This window comes from Bowmanella sp. JS7-9, from assembly GCF_004329715.1.
In the GTDB taxonomy this organism is placed as follows: Bacteria; Pseudomonadota; Gammaproteobacteria; order Enterobacterales; family Alteromonadaceae; genus Pseudobowmanella; species Pseudobowmanella zhangzhouensis.
Map to the genome: position 1 here is coordinate 1 of NZ_JXSY01000037.1, position 20,448 is coordinate 20,448.

The following is a 20,448-nucleotide window of genomic DNA, read 5'->3' on the forward strand; positions in this document are numbered from 1 at the left end:
TCAAACTTTTCTTTTGCCATTGTTTTTCATTCCCAAGCAATTACAGTGAAGTTAAAGGTTTTCGGTTGCCCGAAACAGGGAATGAAGGAGCAGAGAAGTGGTGCTGATAGGCAGATTCGAACTGCCGACCTCACCCTTACCAAGGGTGCGCTCTACCGACTGAGCTATATCAGCACTGATATATTGGAGCGGGCAGCGGGAATCGAACCCGCATCATCAGCTTGGAAGGCTGAGGTAATAGCCATTATACGATGCCCGCGATCCTAATCTCTTGAGGCCACCTCATCCCAAGAAAACTTTTTGGGTGTAGAATTGCGCGTCGCCACTCTGTCACACCAGCAAGTTATTACTTGCTTTCACAACAAAGCATCGCCTTGGCGATGCTTGCTGGTGCACTTTTCAGTGCGGGTATCCGCTATTGCCGATACCGGTAATATGGTGGAGGGGGACGGATTCGAACCATCGAAGGCAGTGCCGGCAGATTTACAGTCTGCTCCCTTTGGCCACTCGGGAACCCCTCCAGAGTTACTTGATGATGGTGCCGGCTGCCGGAATCGAACTGGCGACCTACTGATTACAAGTCAGTTGCTCTACCAACTGAGCTAAGCCGGCCGTGCATCAAGTGGGTGCGGATTTTAGAGAAACTCTTTTGGCAGCGCAATAGTAAATTTGGAAAAAATCGTGTTTTTTGATTCAACCGCTCACTTTGCAAACAATTCGAGCAATTATTCCGCGAAATCGGCACTTGCAAGCAAATGCAGACCAAATAAAACCGCTTCATTGGCGGCAAATACCCGTGGGTTTTGTTCAATCGGCAGATATCTGGCATCGCCACCAGTCACATAAAGCCGATATTCGCCTTCATGTAAGCTCAACTGATATTCTGCTTCGCGAATCAAACCATTCATCGCCGCCAGGCAGCCATTATAAATCGCCCCCTGGGTTTGACGTGCAGGTGTTGTGTCGAGCAAATCCGGTAATGTACTGTGGGGCAGCGTTGTTTTTGCAAACAGCGCGCCGTGCATCGTTTGAAAGCCCGGTGCTATCCAGCCACCGAGGTGCTGACCACTGGCCAGCACAAAATCACAGGTCATCGCCGTACCAAAATCCAGCACCGCAAAATTACCTTTATACCCATGACGACAGCTGAGCATCGCCAGCCAGCGATCGACACCTAATTTACCAGCATCAAGATACGCGTTTTTCAATTCGCCAAACTGTGACTGGCTGGCTACCTCAACGACGGGGATGGATTGTTGCGAGAACAGCGTGCGAAGTTGTTCAACCTTCTCAGGCTGACCGACTGAAGCCAGATAAACCTGATTGACCCGCTCACAAAGCGGTAGCCACTGTGCCATATCATCAACCATGCCGGTGGCGACAATATGCTGGCCGTCGGTCAGGCCATATTTGACCCGGCTATTGCCCACATCGATCAACAGCTTAAGTACGGCGTCTGACACTCACCTCTCCTCCATAGAATGTACGCTGACCGCTTGGCGTATCAATTAGCAGTGCGCCTTGGTTGTTCACTCCGCGGGCAACCCCTTCAATGACCTGTTGACCGGCTAACAAGCTCACCGGCTGGTCAGCCAGATAATCAAACGCACGCCACTGTTCTAGCAAGGGAGTAAAGCCCCTTGCCTCAAAGTCTGTTAAACAACGCTGTAATTCGTTAATGAGATTGGCACAAAGCTGATTGCGGTCAACCTCACCCGACAATTCATTCGCCACATCCGTCCACGGCTGATCGATTTGCTCGGCCTGCTGAGGTAACCGAATATTGAGGCCGGTACCGATAATAGCGTGACACTCTCCGCCGACTTGTCCCTCCAGTTCCACCAGCACGCCGGCGATTTTTTTGCCGTTCACATAGACATCATTAGGCCACTTCAGCCCGACATTGTTGATATTCAAACGCTTGAGGGTAGAGGCGATCGCCACCCCGACCACCAGACTCAGGCCACTAATTTGCTGATAGCCCAGGGTAAAATTCCAATACATCGACAGATATAAGCTACTGGCGAAAGGTGACAGCCAACTCTTACCTTGTCGGCCACGTCCGGCCGTTTGTGCTTCAGCAAGACACACCGCCCCGCTTGGCCAGTGACCAATCTGCTGTTTAATGATGTCATTGGTGGAGCCCACCACATGATGCAGGTTTAAGGGGGTATCCGGGCGATGCAAGTGGTGCTTTATGTGCTGTTCATCTAAAAGGGTAAGGGGATGAGCAAGCCGGTAGCCTTTACCGGTGAGGGAATGCACTTCCAGACCCAATTGCGCCAAGGTGGCCACATGTTTGGCTATCGCCACCCGACTGATGGCCAGACGCTCACCTAATTGCTGACCTGAGTGAAACGCTCCATCAGCCAGAATGTGGATTATTTCACTGCGGACCTGTTCACCACGGGCGCTCATAGGGTAATGAGTCCATGCCGGCCAACCAGGCGCACTTCGTTTTCCAACAGAATGGCGAATCTGTTCCATACCGTATCGCGGATTTCGCGGGCAAAGGCCACCACGTCATCGCCTTTAGCACTACCATTATTGGCTAAAACTAACGGCTGATTCGGGTGGCAAATTACCCCACCGCGGGTTTGACCCTTAAAGCCACACTGATCGATGAGCCACGCTGCCGGGATCTTAATCTGCCCATCCGCCTGCACGTAGTGTGGGATGCTGACAAAATCATGTTGCAGCGTATTAAATACCTGAGCGTCAACCACCGGATTTTTGAAGAAGCTACCGGCATTTCCCTGCACGGCCGGATCCGGTAGCTTTTGTTGGCGCACCCGAATCACCTTGGCAAAAATAGTTGCTGCATCGGGCTTATCCAGCGTGTCTAACCCTGCATAATTGATTTGCGCCTGCCACTGTTTAGGCAGCTCAAAAGTGACGGCGGTAACCAGGCAACGGTTAGCCCACTGCTGCTTGAAAACGCTGTCACGATAACCGAACTGGCAGGCCTGATTGCTAAACTGCAATGGTTTACCACTGCCTATCTCCACCGCATCCACCATCGCGATAAAGTCGGCCACTTCACGGCCATAGGCACCAATATTCTGGATTGGCGCCGCACCGACTGTACCGGGGATCAACGCCAGATTTTCCAACCCATTAATACCTTGCTCAATACTCCAGGCCACCAGCTGATGCCAGTTCTCGCCCGCGGCAACACGCAATTGCCAGCTATCTTCACGCTCGGTTAATTCAATACCGCGTAATGCCACCTGCACGATGCAGCCAGGATAATCCTCAACGAATATGCTGTTACTGCCACCGCCGAGAATATAAAAATGATCACGGGGTTGCTTGCACCAGGCTACGACCTGCTCAAGAGACGACAACACGACCTCGGCCTGCGCACAGGAAGATAAACCGAAGGTATGGCGGGTAGATAACTGAATCACATTAATAAACAACTGGTTGGCATTAGCCAGAGTGTAACATGACTGTTTGAAATTTAGCGCGCCCGCTTAACTGCGCGCACGCGATTGAACACCACCCCTAACAGCGGAGCATTGGTTTCCTGGAAGATCGCCAAGGTTTCAGACAAGCGCTCCGGGGTGGTTTTATCCACATCACACACCAGTACAATACCGGTACTGATCTTGGAAAGCAGCAATGCGTCACTAATTGAATGCACCGGTGGCGCATCAAGTACGATACGTTTATACAGGCCTGCCAATTTCGCCAACAATAATCGCGCTTTTGCCGTCGATAATAGTGCTGCCGGATCGCTTGTCGGCCGTCCTGCCGCCAACACGGCAAGTCGTCCGTTATTCTCGTAGTGCACGCATTGAGTAAATTTGCTCTCGCCCTCTAACAAATCACGAATGCCCGGGTGACGTGCAGGTAAACCAAATGCACTGGCAATAGATGGATCCTGTAAATCTACATCGGACAACATTACAGGTTCCATATTACTAAACGATTGTGCCAAATTTGCCGCGACTGTGGCTTTGCCATGGCCTTTTTGTATAGACGTAATCGCAATCAGACGCCGTTTTTTAGTTTCCGCGGCTAGCAACAAAGAGGTACGAATTTCCCGAATTGCTTCTGCGAAAATGTGACTTGTTTCACCTTTGGAGCTCAGCAAAATCTGACCCCGGGATCTCTCTTTGGGCAAGTGCGCAAGCACTGATACGCCATATCGCTTCACAACCATGTGCAAGCGCCCTAGCTTGTTATTCAGCAGTTGTAACATCACCCAAAATGCTGCGCTTGTCGCCAAAGCCATAAATGCAATCATCGCAAATAACAATTTCGTCCGCGGCTTTGCTGGATATTGGGGTACGATGGCGTAATCAACCACAGCGAATTGCACATCCTGCCCGGTATCCTTCAGCACTTCAGACTCCTGCAAGCGGGACAAAAATAATTCGTACAGAGTATGCGCGGACTCGACTTCCTTGTTCAATTTTGCCAGTTCAACCTGTTGGCGACTGAGTTCGCTCAATGCCAATTTTTCCTTCGCTATATCTGCTTCCAACTGCACCTGACGACTATTTAACTGAGCAATTTTCTGCTGTATTGAACCGGCAATTTGTTTCACCCGTTCATCTAATTGAGCGTTCAGCGAGTCAAGGCTGGATTTCTCCGTGATGTATTTGGGATGCTTGTGAAGATAGCGCTTGGCAACTTCCGCCAATTTTTTTTCCTGCAACAATACCTGACGCAGAATTTCCTGAACCAAAGGGTTTTCTGCTATCCAGGAAACCGATTTGAGTAACTCTTTCGTCGGTAGGTCACCAACCATCTGTCGGGTTTGCGTGAGTTCAGACAATGAACGATCATTGCTCAGCATTTCTCGCATCAAAGTACTGATTTTGGTTTGTATTAAGTCAGACTGCGCGTCAACGTCAATAATCGCGTTCTGATCCAGATATTCCTGTAATTTTTGTTCAGCCGTTACAACGCGTTCATTCAACTCACTGACTTGCACATTAAGCCGCACAGTGGAATCACTTACGCGTTGGCGCTGCATTTGGTCATAAAAGTCAAAAAAGGACGGGCCGATATGATTAACAATTTCCGCCGCCAAACGCGGCGAGGGATCGCTATAGCTGACCTTCAGCATTTCCGTGCTTTTAATCTGACTGACCTGCAAACGCGCATCTAAAATATCAATCGCATGAGCTTCGCGTTCTTCTTCATTACCCTCTAGATTGAATTTACTGGCCAGCCCCATTTCTTTGACCACTTTTGCGAGAAACTGTCGAGAATCGATAAACTCCATGTAGGTATCTAGGCGGTCATCGGCAAAATCGGGCATAAAGTTAACGGCTGGATGCGCAATATTAGGCGCACCGCTGGCCAATAATATACTGCCGGTGGCTGTGTACTCTTTTGGCAATTGCATTACGTAATAAAAGCCTGGCGCCATCAAACAGATAGCTAACAACAAAATACTGAACTTACGATTCCAGATAAGCTGTAACAGATCGAACAAATCGAAATTTGCAGATGATTCTCTGGTGTTGGTGGGCACAGACATAAAATTAAAACAAGCTCTCAGCGATTTCTAACGTGTCTCCGGGCATCAACAACATGTCCCCGGATACTTTGATGCGTCTCTTTTCGACCCCGCGCAGTACATACCATTTGTCTCTGGAGGCACGATCCTTTAATCCGCCAGCAAGCGCTACCGCTTGATCAACGGTTAAACCAACGGTGTAAACGAATGCGCCGGGTTTGCGCACTTCACCATTTACATAGACGGGAAGATGGGCATCAATTTTGACGATCACGGAAGGGTTAACCAGGTAGCCATCTTTCAAGCGCTCGGTAATATTTTCGCTTACCTGTTCAGTCGACAGCCCTGCAACGGCTATCCAACCAATTAAAGGAAGTTGTATCGCGCCACGTTGATCAACCTTTGCTTTGACGGATAAATCTGGCTCATTGTATACGCTTACACTGATATCATCACCGACACTGATGACGGCATCCTGGGAGGCAAACGCAGTGAACGAGTTAAACGCAATACACGCAATAAAACTTAAAACTCGTGTCGCCATTTTATTTCCAGAGTAGATTGATCAAACACAGGCAACGTCGCCCTCCGTTCCGTCTGGAAATGTTCTACAGACAAACTGATTTGGTTGTTGGTATCAAATTCATAATTCAAGACTGCCAGCCCTTTTTTGCCGTGCAGCAATTCATGTTGTTCGCCCAACGTATAATCGGTCTTTTCCTGTTGCCAGCTAATTTCTATTTGCCAGCGCTCAGATAGATTGTATGCGGTTCGGATGTTATAAGACGTCCTGACACTGACATCGCTTTCCTCATTTTCACCCACTACGGTATTTTTTGATGAGCGAGCAGCCACATACCAGTTTTCGCTGAGGTGGTAGTCATATTCTGCTAACCAGCTCAACCCGGTTTGCTGATAGCCATCATCTAAAGAGACACGATATTGCCCAGCCAGCCCCCGCAATCCTGACTTTCCTGAAAGTTGCCAGCGGCTACCCAGTAACCATTCGTAAGATCGCATGTCGCTTCGCAAAGGATTAACAAAGTCATCTTCGCGCCAACTTAAAATACTTTCAGCATACAGGTCTTCATGGAACTGCAACTGTGCAGAGAGTTTAACGACGCGCTCATCACGCTCAAAGAAAGCAACATAGTCGTTGGCGGAGTCGTATCTTACTTTGGAAATACTGACGTGCCCCTCGACTTTACCGCGCTCATTGCCAACCATCAGCTGTGAATTAATCTGCTGATTTTTACGGGTGTCAGGAGAAAGGACCGCATGACTACGAATACTGGATAACCCCGTACCCAGTTCCTGATCCTCTACATCATTATTTAGTGCAAGCGTCCAATGCACATTTCGCTGTAAATAAAGACGGGTGGCTAACTCTAATCGATACTGATCATAAGTCTGATCACCAGTTAACGGCTCACCTTGCTCCTTAGCTTGAAAACGCTGAGCAGAATAACTGAATTGCGTATCAATACCTTCACCTGACAGCATAAAACTGCCGTTTGCGTTGGCACCCCACAGCAAACCGTTTGATTCAGGTGACACGGAGGGATTGTAGTTATCCGTTATACGAGAGATCAGACTCACTCGCAGCCCTGCTGCGTCGCGATTAAATTCCGTTTCTGCCATCGTTACATGAGAGAAGACAGCCAACAGTAACACTGCTCTAAAGCGCATGATGATTAATTCTTTTTTCTTGTTCTAACTTGCTTTATCGACTGCAATCCTGACATCTTCAGGCGGATTCGGACGATACGCTAACGGTGCTTCTCTCAATATGTTTAACGCGCCTTCTTCATCTCGTTTGACCAATTTGAAATTTAACTGGTCCATGAGCATAACAACCTCTTCAAATGGCAGCTTCACTTCATTCGCGCCCATAATACGAGGATGAGACGTTTTTGTTTCGGCATCGCCAATCAGCAGCTCTTCATACAATTTTTCACCCGGCCGTAAGCCGGTAAATTCCATTTCTATCTCACCATCCGGATGTAATTGGCTTTTGATACTTAGCCCCATCAAGTGGGCCATTTTCGTTGCCAAATCGGCGATTCGCACCGGCTCTCCCATGTCGAGCACAAACACTTCGCCATCTTTGCCCATAGTACCAGCCTGAATGACCAGTTGTGCCGCCTCAGGAATTGTCATGAAATAGCGAATAATATCGGGATGAGTGACCGTAATCGGGCCACCTTTAAGCAGTTGCTGCGAAAACAAAGGAACAACCGAACCACTTGAGCCTAAAACGTTACCAAAGCGCACAATGGCGTATTCTGTAGCAGTTCCCAACTCCGCGATGCCCTGCACATAGAGCTCCGCGAAACGTTTGGTTGCGCCCATTATGTTGGTTGGTCTAACGGCCTTATCCGTTGAAACCAGCACAAACTTCTCAACCTGAAATTCAGCAGCAATCAACGCAACGTTAGCCGTTCCAAAAATGTTGTTGCGAATACCCATCATGATATTACATTCAACCATGGGTACGTGTTTATAGGCCGCCGCATGATAGATGGTATTAATTCGGTATTTGGCCAGAGTATCGCGAATAACTGCCGAGTCCTGAATGGTACCCAGCACAGGGTAAACCGGTAACGTTGGATACTTTCGACGCAGTTCCGATTCTATCTGATACAAGTTAAATTCGCTGATTTCAAACAGAACAAGTGACTCTGGATTTACCTTGGCGATTTGGCGACAAAGCTCACTTCCAATTGAGCCACCAGCACCGGTAACCATGACGCATTTGCCGGTGATATTCGGTGACATCAGAGACTCGATGGGAGGCACAGGCTCACGGCCAAGCAATTCTTCGATCTGAATCTCTTTCAAGTCATTGATTTTACTCTTGCCTGATACGAGGTCTGTTACGCTGGGAACAGACTTCAATTCCAGTGCGAAAGGCTCTAACTCTCTGATTAATTGTTTACGTCTTGCTACTGAAGTGTGTGGTACTGCCAGCAACATTTTGGTCACGTTGTATTTTTTCACCAACCGCGGAATATCTTCGCGACCATGGACCTGCAACCCAAGTATTTTTTTACCCTGATACAAGCCCTTATCATCAATAAATGCCACGGGTAATAAGTCAGCATTCTGTTTAAGGGTAACCGCCAGTGTCCGTCCCGTATCCGCTGCGCCATAAATCAGACAGCGCTCCTTTGAGCGCGCCCCGACACTATTCACAGCAGCGTGAATTAATAATCTTGGCCCCATCATCAGGATGCCAGCCAAAGTCCAGAAGATGACCGGAACACTTAATGGCACAAACACATCCGCCGCGTACCCACTTACAACCATCACCAGTGCAGAAAACGCTAATATGCCCAGTGACTTGGCGATCGCCATCGGTGTAATGTAACGAACAACGTGCAGGTAATGCCCACTGACAACCAGTAACATTATTGTCATCAAAATAATCAAACCGTGGGCTACATATTCAGGTTGAGAAGGGTAATCAGACCCTATTCCCAAACGAATCCAGTAAGCCAGCAATACAGCTGATGCCAGATTGCTAACATCCCACAGCACGGCAATGGAAAGCTTTACGCCCGACGGTAATCTAAAAATGCTGGCCAGATGGATCATGCGAGCGCCTCCTGCATTACTGCTTTTATCGCGTCGCACGTTTTATCGATTTCTGCTTGAGTTAAGGTTGGGTGGCATAGGAACATCAAGCTGGTATCACCGAGTTGCTGGGCAACGGGTAAGCGTTCTGCTGGACGCAGTGATGTATTATCAAAAGCCTTTTCCCGATACACCTCGCTACATGAGCCGCTGAAACACGGAACGTGTAACTCGTTGATATGATGGATAATACGGTCGCGATCCCAGCCAGGCTTTAAATTTGATGGATTAACAAACACATAGCATTTGTAAAACGCGTGCGTGATATTAGTCGGGATTTGTGGCACGTAGAGCCCGACCTGCTGAGCAGCTTGCTGGATCTGTTGTCCGTATTGGTTACGAATACGCGTCCACTCAGGCATCTTCCGCACTTGTAAGCGTCCGATTGTTGCCTGAATCTCAGTCATTCGCCAGTTAGTACCGAATGACTCATGCACCCACCGAAAACCTGGCGGATGTTCTTTTTCATATACCGCTGAGAACGATTTGCCATGGTCTTTAAAAGACCAGGCGCGCTCCCACACCCCCTTATCACTGGTGGTGACCATGCCTCCTTCGCCACCTGTCGTCATGATCTTATCCTGACAAAACGACCAGGCGGCCATATGCCCAAAACTACCAATCATTTGACCATCAATTGCCGCACCATGCGCCTGTGCACAATCTTCTACCACCTTTAGATTGTGTTGTTCGGCTAACGCCATAATGCCAGCCATATCACAAGGCCAGCCAGCCAGGTGCACACACAATATGGCGGATGTATTCTTGTTTATAAGGGGGGTAATTGTCTTCACACTGATATTTTGCGTATCCGCATCGACATCAGCAAACACGGGGATTAACCCCGCTAATACGATAGAAGAGACTGACGCCAGGAATGTACGTGATGTAACAATCACCTCAGAGCCGGGAGGCAGTGAAAGCGCTTGCCAGCATACGTCCAGAGCCACCGTACCATTCATCAACGCAATCGCGTAATCAGTACCTATATAAGCGGCAAACTCTTTTTCAAAGTCGCGTGCTTCATGCCCTGTCCAGTAATTGACTTTATTTGAACGTAATACCGTTGAGACAGCATTAACTTCGGCCTCATCGAAACTTGGCCAAGGTGAAAATGGACCATTTAACATAGTGATCTCTGATTATTTATTTTTATTTATCTTTAATTCTCGCTGGTACACCCAGCGCAAACGCATCGTTCGGAATATCCCTGACCACCACACTACCCGCGCCGGTTCGCACATTTTGGCCTATTTTCAGCCCCTGAATCACAGTCGTAGCGATTCCCAAAAATGACCCATTTCCAACCTGAACATCACCAGCCAGGTGGCAGCCCGGTGCTATATGGACGAAGTCCCCTATAACGTTATCGTGATCAATGCTGGATGCGGTGTTCAAGATACAGCCTATGCCTATTTGGGTAAATGGATTTATAACAGAATTTGCACACACCAATGTCCCTAAGCCAATTTGTGAGTAAGGACTAACAACTGCGCCAGGGTGAATCAGAGTAACGACATCTGCACCAGTGGATAATATTTGTTCAAGCTCGCGACGACGAATTTGATTGTTCCCGATTGCCACAAACCAACAAACATCTGAATCGTTAAAGTTACGCCAGTCATCTGCATGTCCCAATAGATCCCACGTGTTAGCAACACGACTTCGTGATGTATCTACATCCAAAAAAGCAATAGAATCAAAGCATTGCATTGCCTCTGCACAATCTGCAGCAACTTTGCCATGCCCTCCTGCTCCAATAATAATTAATCTACTCATGCTTGCTGACTGCCCTTAAATCTTTCCATGGTAGCTTGACCTTGTTGGTTAATATCAGCGCGCCGGATAACTTTTAAAAACGTCAGCCACATAATCCTTATATCTAGCCAAATGCTGCGATTATCTACATACCAAACATCGAACTCGAATTTTCGTTCCCACGAGAGTGTATTTCGACCATTTACCTGCGCCCAACCTGTAATACCCGGTCTAACATCATGGCGACGGGCTTGCTCAGCACTATAAAGAGGAAGGTATTCCATCAACAATGGCCTGGGCCCTACTATCGACATGTCTCCCTTGAGCACACTCAGTAAACCGGGAAGCTCATCTAAACTGGTTGAACGCAGTACCTGACCGAATTTTGGCAGGCGCATTTCATCACTCAGCAACTGTCCCTGCTCGTCTCTGGCATCAGTCATAGACCGAAATTTGAGCATAAAAAACGGCTTGCCTTTTAATCCGGGTCTTTGCTGGCGAAATAGCACTGGGCCTCCCAGATTGATACGAACCAACAATGCAACAACTAGTAGAACAGGCATTAACGCGATTAACGCGCATAATGAAATCACAATATCCATTACACGTTTCATGCGACGTTCTCCTGTTGACCTAATACCTGACGATAATAACTCAACACTTCTTGTGCGTTGTGTTTAACATTCATGACCTCTCGCACTCTTTCATGCGCCTTTTCAACCATGGCTTGGCACTGCTCCGAATGTGTCAGGGCTTGAATGATTTTGTCTGCTAAATCTTTTGGATCCTGTACACGGGCTAAATAACCTGTTTCCCCTTCAACGACTAAATCAGGAAACCCACCTACATTGGTCGTTATGGTGGGAATACGGGCATACATTGACTCAACCGCCCCCCCAACATTTTCTGAATGAGACGGATGTACAGCCAGATCGAACTGCGGATAAAGTGCAGGAACATCATGACGTAACCCCAAAAAAACACAGGCATCACCAACCTTATGCCGCGCGTATGCTTGAACCTGCTCGAAATAGTGCTGAGCATTTCCCCATGGTCCACCAACAAACACACATTTCACGCCTGGAATTCGTTGTTTTACGATGGCTAATGCGTCGATTAGGTCTTCATGTCCTTTCAACCCCCTGGATTGCCCCAGATAACGTTTCGGGGCATAAAAATAAGCCACCATACCAATTAACGGATCGTCAGGTCCCATTCCCAACTCTTGCTTTAGTGTCGATGCGGGGTTATCGATAAAGCTGAAATCACCTTCATCCACGCCGTAATAGGCCAGCCCTACCCGGGCAGGGGTGATGCCAGACTGACTGTAGTGCTGCTGAGTCCACTTACAGGACGCCAACCAATAGTCACTGGATTGTGCGGAATACAAATCCATTGCCCGGAAAAGTCTATGTTCCAAATGCAATGGCCCAGGAACGTGAAAAATACGCGGAATTGCAATCCGCCGCAGGGCCACTCGCATTAAAAGGGTGGTTGCAACAAAATGGCTGTGAATAATATCCGGATTTATTTTCTTAACTAGCGCACGTAACTGACGACCCTTTGCGATATTTCGCCAAGGGCGGACAATGTCCAATGCAGGATCAAAGATATGGACATGCACACCCGCCTGTCGATACTTTTCAACCATAGGCCCATGAGGTATTGCGAGATGAACCTCAATGCCCGCCCGGACCAATTCACGGGTTTGACGCAAAGCCCAACTAGCACCGACGGAGGTTTTTAATAAATGTAAAACACGCATTATTTTTCTAATTTCCGACTATTTTCTGCCACGCTTTGGTAAAACCTCGTGCGTCGCTGTACTAAGGTGTCTTTTCGGTAATCAGCCGCAGCCTGTAAATTACGTGCCGAGTCCGCGTTTAGGGCGTGCAAATCCGTACATAACTCGACTAATTTTTGTGCAAGCATATCAATATCTTCTGCTGGGTATAATCTTTCTGGCGGCAATAATTCAGGGATCCCACCTGCAAACGTACCAATCGCCGGTAGTGCAGTCGCCATCGCTTCTATCAACGCCCTCGGCAGTCCCTCTGTTCTGGAAGGCATAACAAACACTTCAGCCGCGTTGAGATACTCCCGCACGTTGGCCGCTTTTACTTCACCCACAAACATTACCTGCTTTTCGATGCCCAAATCCGCAGCGAGCTGTCGCATTGGCTGCAGATATACACCGTCCCCCAACATTGTGAGATTTAGCGTGACGCCCTGATTTTTAAGTTGGGCAATTGCCCGTATTAAAACATCCTGTCCTTTGTAAAGTTGACCGAAAGAACCGATAAACAATATTCGCGTCGCAGGTTTAAGATACTTACGGGGGAAGGGCGCAAACCAGTTATCCGGAAGTTCAATACTCGAATAATGACCGACAGTACAGGACATCCGCGCAGGGTATTTGGCCTGCAGGTAAGCTTGGGTGACATAACTAACACTATGCGCACGCTTGACCATATAGCGCAACATTGACGCACTTGCCCATCCGAGCACTTTGTCCAGCCAACGGTTAGTAATCCCCGCGGCAAACACATCTGCCGGGTCACCGACTACCTCAAGAGCATAACCTTTAGAGCCAAAGCCATGACAAGGAATAGTTAACATGGCGGTTTGAGACGGTACCCGAAATAAAATGGCATCAGCGTGCTGACTATGTCGCCTGGCAATGCCGCGTAATTTAAACAAATTACCAAGTAATCCAGCCAAACCTACATAGTAGGGCAACGCGGATATAGTCACTTTTTCCCCATCTGCCCTTACCCATTGAGGATCTTTACGTTCTGCCTGATTTACTCTGGCAACAACCAACACTTCATCGAACACAACAAGATATCGCTCCCAGAAGCCATGAGCAAAAGCACTGGTTGTCCAGGTTTTACCATCTGGGGTGCGCATAAAGCGGAATTCACATACAACTAATAACTTCAAGGTCGCTCACTCCCTTTGCGCGACGTGACATAAAGTAATCCACTCACCATAATCAGGCCGATTAATATTTGCACCGGGACTGGAGTGAAACTGTTACGGATCATAACGAAAAGAGGCACCAGAATGACGCCAATCCGCAAATCCTGACGAGTTTCAGCCTGGCGATTATCAAATGAAGCTAATAACGCGCCGAATAAAAACAGGACGATCGGTACCCCTAGCTCGCCAAAGTTCAAATATGCTTCCGCTACAGGGGAGAAACCTATGGGACCCGCACGCTCCTGCACAACGAGGTTAAGCATGCGCGGATCTTCATTTGCGGGAATCCGTTCAAGCCCGGGAATAACCAATGCGAGTTGACGCTCTATCGGCACCCAATAACTCCCTCCCATCAACAAGCGTTCCTCTTCTTTGCGCCAGCGCACTACTTCTTCCACAGCCCGAAGACTTGAGCCCATCTCCGCCACGGCATTCATCGGATTGATACTATCTATTTGTGAGTAATCACCAGAAATTCGTGCATTTTTTACAATGCCAGTGACGATCAGAAAAACGAAAATACCTGCAACCATTGTCGTTGCTTTTACCGGAGCGCCACGTCTTCCTAACATGCAAAGAGCAGAAGTCGCCGGGAACATCACCTCTCCTCGCAATCCCAGTTTGAATGCAATAAGCGCCCACAACGCGAAGGCAACAAAGTACCAAGGCGGAAATCCTCTCCGATATGTGACGCTTAACAACACCAGCCCAATGCCAATAAACAAATACAAATAAGCAAATACCGTCCCCAAAATCGGCACGGCTTGCAGTGTCGCTAGATAAGCACCATAGGATCCTAGAACACCTGTGCCTAAGCCAATCAGAAAAAACAGGCCGACCATCGCGACCAGAAACAGACCAGCCAGGTGATAAATTCGGGTCAACTGGCTGGGATTAATCGGCGTTGAGGTTGTGGTGTTTTGCGAAGGTGATGAAAATAAAATCGCGGCAAGACTAAATCCTATAAGGGCTAAATTGACCAAATGAACAGCATTCTCTGTTTCTGGACGGTCATACCAGAAGCTGATTACATACAGAATTTGCGGATCTGTAATACCACCGACCAAATCCGCCAGTATTAAGCCCATGTGAAACACGGCAAACGCGGTGAAAAATATAAAGCATATTGACCATCCTCCTCTGGGCAACGTTTTAAGTAACACCGCACCTAAAAGGACGATTACCAGCCCAGACAGAACATTTAACTCATTTCTTGGCGCTTCAAAGGCTCCCAAATACGCACCGAGGACAACGCTCGCCGTTAACAGGATCAACCAAATCCCTACCGCCTTACGGAATAGCGCGTGGTTATTGATAAATTCCATTTAGGTGCTCAATGTTTTGGGATAGCAAAAACGGACTATTAGTAAATTCGCGACGAATACCTTCCGGCGAATGTTCTTTGTGTATCACGTCGTTTAAACGTGCCGCCCAAACCTCATCGGAATTGCTTAATGACTCAATTTCCACATTCGACAAGTATCTGGCAATCTCGCAAATGCCAGGGATATCGGATCCAAGTACCGGCAGACCTACGCTAGACGCCTCTATGACAACACCCGGTAACCCTTCCCATTTGGACGGAAAGAGCAATACATTTGCGTTGGCCATAAAAGGCAGCACATCCTTTTGTTCGCCGACAAAGTAGACCCAAGGGCCAAGGTTCGCCTGTTCTATGTACGTTAACAATTGCTGCTTAACGTCCTGCTGCTCCCTGCCAACAAACACCATATATGCCGGGCCGAATAATTGATGGTAACGGGCAAACATTTTTATCAGTCGTAGATGGTTTTTAGGCTCATCCATTCTCCCAACATGCAAAACAATTGGGTGCGGTGAAAAAGACGCAATATGTGATGCCCAAAAAGCTTGTTGACACTCCAGTTCTGGAAGCTCAAAACCGTTATAAACAACCCTAAAACGGTCATTATGCCGCCACTCAGATGACCATTTAAGGTCAAACGCAGCCTCACATACCGCCAGTATTTTATTCGCGCTACGCAACAACATCGTTTTTAGTATCTTATCGCGCCAGATTCGCAACCTACCAGGAGACGCCACATCGATGGTGTTGCGGAAGTGTGCAATTCTAACTTGCACACCTGCCAGCTTAGCCAGAAAAAGGATGAACCCTGAAACCAATGAAACATGAGAGTGAACAATGTCATAGCGTTCGCGTTTTAACAGAGCAATAAAACGGAATATAAAAAGAGGCCCGAGTGGGCAGTAATGAATCTTACAACCCTTTTCCCGAGCTAATTCATCTAAAACGCCTGGTTTGCCAGACAACACGCAAAAATCAAAATACTTGCCTAATTTCTGCATGTCATCAATTAAAGACAAGGTGCGCATTTCCGCACCACCGCGATTCAAAATTCCAAATATGTGTAAAACCTTTCGTGTCTCAGACATTAACCGCGTCTCTTCGTGCGTCCAGTTTTAGTTGCCAGACAAGCCACCCAAAACGACTAAAAAAGCCCAAGAATTCGATAGACACGCCTATTAACATCGCCCACGCCGCGCCCATGATTCCACTTGCAGGGATGAGCAGGTAACACGCAATCATCGTGGCAGTTGTACCCAATGTATAAATAATTGTTTGCGAATGAAAATCTCGTAACGCGTTCATCCCTGTACCGACGAAAATGTAAACATACCGAACGCCAGCGGCAGCTAGTACCCACACCAATTCATCCGCATATTCTGCTGCACCTTGATTGTAAATAACGCGCAGGATCCACTCACCACCGAACACGCCCACAAGCACGCTGGTAACTCCTATCACACATCCCAACAGGCAAAGTTGAAGGACCCTGCGAATAAATAAATTGAATGCCTCCAACCTTGCCAATTCGACAAGCATTGGAGAAACCACCTGAGACAGGCTATTGACGAGCAACGCTCCCGCGACCAAAAAATAGCTCAAGGTCGCGAAGTAACCCGCTAACTCGACACCATAGTGCGCTTCTAAAAAGAAATTAGGCAAATACACATACAGAGACAGCATCATTAACGCGATGCTAACCGTGAAATATCGCTTATACAAAGCCAACGAGCGCCGGTAAAGATGTGTGCGCGTTATCAGATCCAGCACCCAACCCAGCCAGTTCTTTTCTTGTTCCAAAAGAGCGACTTTGCGAATACCAATTATTGCTACCCCCAGCGTCACTCCTGACCAACCGACTAATAGGACGAACAGGTTCACTTCAAACCATGCGCTTATTATGAACCAGGTGATAGTGATTAGTGCCCTGAAGACCTGAGATTTCGCTACTTCAGAAAATCGCCCCACAGACTGTAAATAGGCGTAGCTTAGCTCACACCAACCATCGCCCCACTTGTACAGCGCGACCAGCAAAACAATCCCGATGCCAATCCCGCTTCCGAAAAAAATAGCGGCAAGCAACGGAGAAAGAACCAGTAGCAGCGTATTACTTAAGAAACGTGCATTGAAGTATTGATCCGCTCTGTACTGGTGTTCATCTTTAACAATAATCAATGTACGTAATTTGAAACTACAAAATAGGAATAGCGGAGACAAGAAAGACAGACTCATAACGACCTGTCCCAAATCATTCGTTGTAAAAAATTTTGTTAAGAAGATAAGAAGAAGCCAATTGCTCAACGCTAATGACAAATTAGCGATGAGAGTGACGACTGAATGAGTTAAAAAGCGCGCTTTCACTGTTTTTCTTTTTTATTTTAAACGATATAGTAAAACGCCTTGAATGGAAAGCAACCCTCTCGCAAAGCACGAAAAATATGCTGTTGCATGAATCAGAGCCACCAATTGCATGACCTCACTAAGAGCGAACAACAACGACAATTTCTCAGAGGCTCATTTACCATTTGAACACCTACGTTTTTTTTATAATAGCGAAGGTGGGCTTCTCGTTAATCAGGCGCACAACGTACTTTATGCGTTAGACCCCACGTCCACGTTGGCTTTATTGTTGTTAACTGAGCAACGCAATAAAGACCAGGGTCACATAGTCCAACAAATGATCTCATTGGGAATAAATGAATCAGACGCATTAGCTGCACTGCAATGTTTAGATGAACATCTAAACAATCGCACTTCCCTGCAGAGCTTTAAACAGCAGCATTTTTCTTTTACAACCAATCGAATCCCGCTTATTGCTAACAATAGGGACATTGCCATTTTTGTGGCGTATCAGTCCTTCCTGATCTCTTGTCCGGATCCAGAGTTAAGACAAATAATTTCAAATCTATTGAGCCCGGTTCAATGCGGGCCACGAGAAAGAGGTTTCAGGCTTGAAGTCATTAAAGTGACTGACTGCTACCAACTGAAAGCTAATGGTGAAATAGCTTCGCAACAATTAAGCAAGGCAGAGCTGCTACCTGAGCTTATAGACCTAATTCAAATTATTGCATTTCAGTCCAGTAACTATGACTTTTGCTTTCACGGTGCAAGTTTGCGTAAAGGCTCGATCACCTTATGGTTACCTGGCGTGTCTGGTTCGGGCAAGTCGACGCTAACCTATTTGCTGGCTCAAAGAGGTTGGCATGTTTATAGCGATGAGATGTTAACGGTTAGCAATTGTAAGACGTTACCAATTGAACTTCCCATCGCCTTAAAAAGCGGTAGCTGGGATTTTGTGGCGGATGACAATGTAACTTTTCATACTCAGACGCCATCAAAAAGAATAGATGGCCGAGCAGTGAAATACATTTGGCCGCTAAGCTTGGCAAAGGCCAAAGAGCATCAGCACCTAATGGTGTTATTTCCAACATTTGTCAATAAACAAACATTTAGCACATCCCATATAAGCCCTTTAAAGGTCTTCACTTCGTTGCTTAACAGTGGCTACCAATATGCTCACGAATTGAATAACCTCGAGCCCATTCTTGACCTTTTAAGCCTCCTGACGGCTAGTCGATGCGTCACCGCTACATACGGTGATGCCCTCGACGTTGTATCTTGGTTAGAAAATCAGGTAGCGTCAGATGGCGTTTGACATCCAATTTACGCCCAAACACATCCATGATTTATGTGAGGTTCTAAGTGATCAGGAACTGGTCGCCCGACATTTGGGCTTTGAACAAGGTTTGGAATTATTTGCCCTTGCCAATCAGGTTTGGTTGAGTGGCCCCTTGTTTTTTCACATGTGCAAATTGGCTCAAAAGGAACTTTGGGATAATGAGCTTTATGAATATGGGTTAAATATCTATTTAACATATGCCGAACGGCACAGTGCTATGCGATCAGCATGTGTTTCGATAATCCAATTGTTCCAAGACGCTAATATCGATTACGTTTTGATTAAAGGCGCTGCCAATTTCTTTAATGGTGTGTCAGATACCAGCGGACCGGTGTTCATGTCAGATTTAGATATTCTGCTCAATGAAAAAGACATCGCATACGCTTCACAGTTACTTCTTAATCTGGGCTACACGCAGGAGCAACATGCACTAACGACAAAAGGAGTTGAACGCCATCATGTTCCCCCATTTCGCCATCCCACTTCGCCTTTCTATGTTGAGTTGCATCTCCAACCTTTAACAAAAATTGCTCAGAGTTACCTCAACAAAACGCAGATATTTGCGGAAAGAGAATTTGTGGAATATGAGAATTCACGCGTTTCTGTCTTGTCACCTCGTCATCAATTATTGATGAATATTTTGCACCATATGATTGCCGATGGCGCCTATTCAGACAAATTTATCGATTTGAGGCAGCACTACAATTTATACACCTATGTTCAAAAATGGCCAGAGGCATGGGCTTCATTACTCACCCAGTGGGATGACCCAATCGTTAGACGGTGCATAGAGCAAGGTAACATTGCGATGAATTTCCTATTTGGTTACTCGACAACCAGTGTCCCCTCTCAACACGCCATCTCTCATTTTCATGCTTCCGTTAAACAATTATTGGATAATCTAAAGATGCCTGAATGGCAATTCACGTTAAGAGAAATAATCAACGGCTATCGCAAAAATACTATCTTGCGTTTATATGGCGACCAAAAGCGGTTTGCTGTTTTTCGTGGACGGGTTAAGCACCTAACTCGTCATTTCGAGATAAGCTTAAACAAATTACTTAACCGCTAAGGATTATTCACTTCACTTGCGTATTTACGTATTATTGTACGAGAACTTTAGAGGAATCCTGATGGCCCGCGCTGATAACAACAAAAAACAAGAAGATGTTTCGCCAAATCAGGCTCGCAGAGACACTATGCTGAAATTGGCAAAACTCGCTGCCATTACCCCTGTAGCATTGACCGCTCTCATGAGCCCTCAGACATCCGCTGCGCCGAAGTCTTGTCGAGGAAACGGAAAAGTTGGCTGCTAATTTTGATTCGTGTTGGTGTATACAGGGATTAAACAATCTTCTAATTTTTAATGGCTGACCCGATTAGTTCAGCATTATTAAGTTTCCACTTAAAGCCCTTCGCTGCAGTGAGGGGCTTTTTGTTACTTTGGGAACAGAAGCATGTGTTCGAGCCTTGCTTGTTCCATTCAAAGACTTAACATCGCTATTACTCGTCCATCCCTAGTTACTTCTAGAATCCAACAAGAGGAGAATTGGATTTGGATTTTAAATACACAAACAAAAAAGCCCCTCGCTT

At 46.9% G+C, this 20,448-nt stretch carries 17 protein-coding genes and 4 tRNA genes; 2 read left to right on the forward strand and 19 right to left on the reverse strand.

The features are described 5' to 3' along the window. Nucleotides 1-98: 98 nt before the first annotated feature. From TK45_RS15880 to TK45_RS15970, 19 genes are all read right to left on the reverse strand, one after another. A tRNA-Thr gene (locus tag TK45_RS15880) sits at nt 99-174 on the reverse strand. Between the two features lie 10 nt (nt 175-184). Continuing rightward, a tRNA-Gly gene (locus TK45_RS15885) sits at nt 185-259 on the reverse strand. 177 nt (nt 260-436) lie between these two features. Continuing rightward, nucleotides 437-521 (reverse strand) — tRNA-Tyr (locus TK45_RS15890). A 15-nt stretch (nt 522-536) separates the two neighbouring features. After that, nucleotides 537-612, reverse strand: a tRNA-Thr gene (locus TK45_RS15895). Nucleotides 613-725: 113 nt separating this feature from the next. Then, entirely contained in the window at nt 726-1,463 is a 738-nt protein-coding gene (locus TK45_RS15900) for a type III pantothenate kinase (RefSeq protein ID WP_131259826.1), read from the reverse strand. Continuing rightward, nucleotides 1,444-2,418, reverse strand: coding sequence for a bifunctional biotin--[acetyl-CoA-carboxylase] ligase/biotin operon repressor BirA (gene birA / locus TK45_RS15905; protein ID WP_131259827.1), 975 nt, complete (start codon nt 2,416-2,418; stop codon nt 1,444-1,446). The genes TK45_RS15900 and birA overlap by 20 nt, the downstream gene beginning before the upstream one ends. Then, nucleotides 2,415-3,410: a UDP-N-acetylmuramate dehydrogenase gene (gene murB, locus TK45_RS15910; protein WP_131259828.1), complete on the reverse strand. Its 996-nt coding sequence runs from the start codon at nt 3,408-3,410 to the stop codon at nt 2,415-2,417. The genes birA and murB overlap by 4 nt, the downstream gene beginning before the upstream one ends. Before the next feature lie 53 nt (nt 3,411-3,463). Then, nucleotides 3,464-5,497, reverse strand: a complete 2,034-nt coding sequence (locus TK45_RS15915) for a polysaccharide biosynthesis tyrosine autokinase (protein WP_131259829.1) — start codon at nt 5,495-5,497, stop codon at nt 3,464-3,466. Nucleotides 5,498-5,501: 4 nt separating this feature from the next. Continuing rightward, nucleotides 5,502-6,020 (reverse strand): polysaccharide biosynthesis/export family protein, encoded by a 519-nt coding sequence (locus TK45_RS15920; protein ID WP_131259830.1) that lies wholly within the window; start codon nt 6,018-6,020, stop codon nt 5,502-5,504. Further along, nucleotides 6,002-7,165 carry a hypothetical protein gene (locus TK45_RS15925; RefSeq protein ID WP_131259831.1) on the reverse strand — a complete coding sequence of 388 codons (1,164 nt, stop codon included), beginning with the start codon at nt 7,163-7,165 and terminating at the stop codon, nt 6,002-6,004. The genes TK45_RS15920 and TK45_RS15925 overlap by 19 nt, the downstream gene beginning before the upstream one ends. 24 nt (nt 7,166-7,189) lie before the next feature. After that, on the reverse strand, nt 7,190-9,073 hold the full coding sequence (locus TK45_RS15930; protein WP_131259832.1) for a nucleoside-diphosphate sugar epimerase/dehydratase: 1,884 nt from the start codon (nt 9,071-9,073) through the stop codon (nt 7,190-7,192). Continuing rightward, entirely contained in the window at nt 9,070-10,242 is a 1,173-nt protein-coding gene (locus TK45_RS15935; protein ID WP_131259833.1) for a DegT/DnrJ/EryC1/StrS aminotransferase family protein, read from the reverse strand. The genes TK45_RS15930 and TK45_RS15935 overlap by 4 nt, the downstream gene beginning before the upstream one ends. Before the next feature lie 22 nt (nt 10,243-10,264). Then, complete coding sequence (locus TK45_RS15940; protein ID WP_131259834.1) at nt 10,265-10,891, reverse strand: acetyltransferase; 627 nt, start codon at nt 10,889-10,891, stop codon at nt 10,265-10,267. Continuing rightward, a complete protein-coding gene (locus TK45_RS15945; protein WP_131259835.1) occupies nt 10,888-11,484 on the reverse strand; it encodes a sugar transferase in 597 nt (198 codons plus the stop codon). The genes TK45_RS15940 and TK45_RS15945 overlap by 4 nt, the downstream gene beginning before the upstream one ends. Further along, a complete protein-coding gene (locus tag TK45_RS15950; protein ID WP_174719798.1) occupies nt 11,481-12,635 on the reverse strand; it encodes a glycosyltransferase family 4 protein in 1,155 nt (384 codons plus the stop codon). Before TK45_RS15950 ends, TK45_RS15945 begins: the two co-directional genes overlap by 4 nt. Next, the gene (locus TK45_RS15955; RefSeq protein ID WP_131259837.1) at nt 12,635-13,813 is read right to left on the reverse strand and encodes a glycosyltransferase family 4 protein; all 1,179 of its coding nucleotides are present in this window, start codon (nt 13,811-13,813) and stop codon (nt 12,635-12,637) included. The genes TK45_RS15950 and TK45_RS15955 overlap by 1 nt, the downstream gene beginning before the upstream one ends. Further along, a complete protein-coding gene (gene wzy / locus TK45_RS15960) occupies nt 13,810-15,177 on the reverse strand; it encodes an O-antigen polysaccharide polymerase Wzy (protein WP_131259838.1) in 1,368 nt (455 codons plus the stop codon). Before wzy ends, TK45_RS15955 begins: the two co-directional genes overlap by 4 nt. Further along, nucleotides 15,161-16,264 carry a glycosyltransferase gene (locus TK45_RS15965; RefSeq protein WP_131259839.1) on the reverse strand — a complete coding sequence of 368 codons (1,104 nt, stop codon included), beginning with the start codon at nt 16,262-16,264 and terminating at the stop codon, nt 15,161-15,163. Before TK45_RS15965 ends, wzy begins: the two co-directional genes overlap by 17 nt. Further along, nucleotides 16,257-17,537, reverse strand: a complete 1,281-nt coding sequence (locus TK45_RS15970) for a lipopolysaccharide biosynthesis protein (RefSeq protein ID WP_131259840.1) — start codon at nt 17,535-17,537, stop codon at nt 16,257-16,259. The genes TK45_RS15965 and TK45_RS15970 overlap by 8 nt, the downstream gene beginning before the upstream one ends. A gap of 109 nt (nt 17,538-17,646) precedes the next feature. Between TK45_RS15970 and TK45_RS15975 the strand changes: the two genes are divergently transcribed. Beyond that, nucleotides 17,647-18,831 carry a hypothetical protein gene (locus TK45_RS15975; protein ID WP_131259841.1) on the forward strand — a complete coding sequence of 395 codons (1,185 nt, stop codon included), beginning with the start codon at nt 17,647-17,649 and terminating at the stop codon, nt 18,829-18,831. Then, nucleotides 18,821-19,927, forward strand: a complete 1,107-nt coding sequence (locus tag TK45_RS15980; RefSeq protein ID WP_131259842.1) for a nucleotidyltransferase family protein — start codon at nt 18,821-18,823, stop codon at nt 19,925-19,927. The genes TK45_RS15975 and TK45_RS15980 overlap by 11 nt, the downstream gene beginning before the upstream one ends. Nucleotides 19,928-20,448 lie beyond the last annotated feature (521 nt).

Coding starts and splice junctions, on each gene's coding strand:
- birA (WP_131259827.1), bottom strand. CDS start 2,418: ATGAGCGCCCGTGGTGAACAGGTCCGCAGTGAAATAATCCACATTCTG.
- TK45_RS15915 (WP_131259829.1), bottom strand. CDS start 5,497: ATGTCTGTGCCCACCAACACCAGAGAATCATCTGCAAATTTCGATTTG.
- TK45_RS15920 (WP_131259830.1), bottom strand. CDS start 6,020: ATGGCGACACGAGTTTTAAGTTTTATTGCGTGTATTGCGTTTAACTCG.
- TK45_RS15925 (WP_131259831.1), bottom strand. CDS start 7,165: ATGCGCTTTAGAGCAGTGTTACTGTTGGCTGTCTTCTCTCATGTAACG.
- TK45_RS15930 (WP_131259832.1), bottom strand. CDS start 9,073: ATGATCCATCTGGCCAGCATTTTTAGATTACCGTCGGGCGTAAAGCTT.
- TK45_RS15935 (WP_131259833.1), bottom strand. CDS start 10,242: ATGTTAAATGGTCCATTTTCACCTTGGCCAAGTTTCGATGAGGCCGAA.
- TK45_RS15940 (WP_131259834.1), bottom strand. CDS start 10,891: ATGAGTAGATTAATTATTATTGGAGCAGGAGGGCATGGCAAAGTTGCT.
- TK45_RS15945 (WP_131259835.1), bottom strand. CDS start 11,484: ATGAAACGTGTAATGGATATTGTGATTTCATTATGCGCGTTAATCGCG.
- TK45_RS15950 (WP_174719798.1), bottom strand. CDS start 12,635: ATGCGTGTTTTACATTTATTAAAAACCTCCGTCGGTGCTAGTTGGGCT.
- wzy (WP_131259838.1), bottom strand. CDS start 15,177: ATGGAATTTATCAATAACCACGCGCTATTCCGTAAGGCGGTAGGGATT.
- TK45_RS15965 (WP_131259839.1), bottom strand. CDS start 16,264: ATGTCTGAGACACGAAAGGTTTTACACATATTTGGAATTTTGAATCGC.
- TK45_RS15975 (WP_131259841.1), top strand. CDS start 17,647: ATGACCTCACTAAGAGCGAACAACAACGACAATTTCTCAGAGGCTCAT.
- TK45_RS15980 (WP_131259842.1), top strand. CDS start 18,821: ATGGCGTTTGACATCCAATTTACGCCCAAACACATCCATGATTTATGT.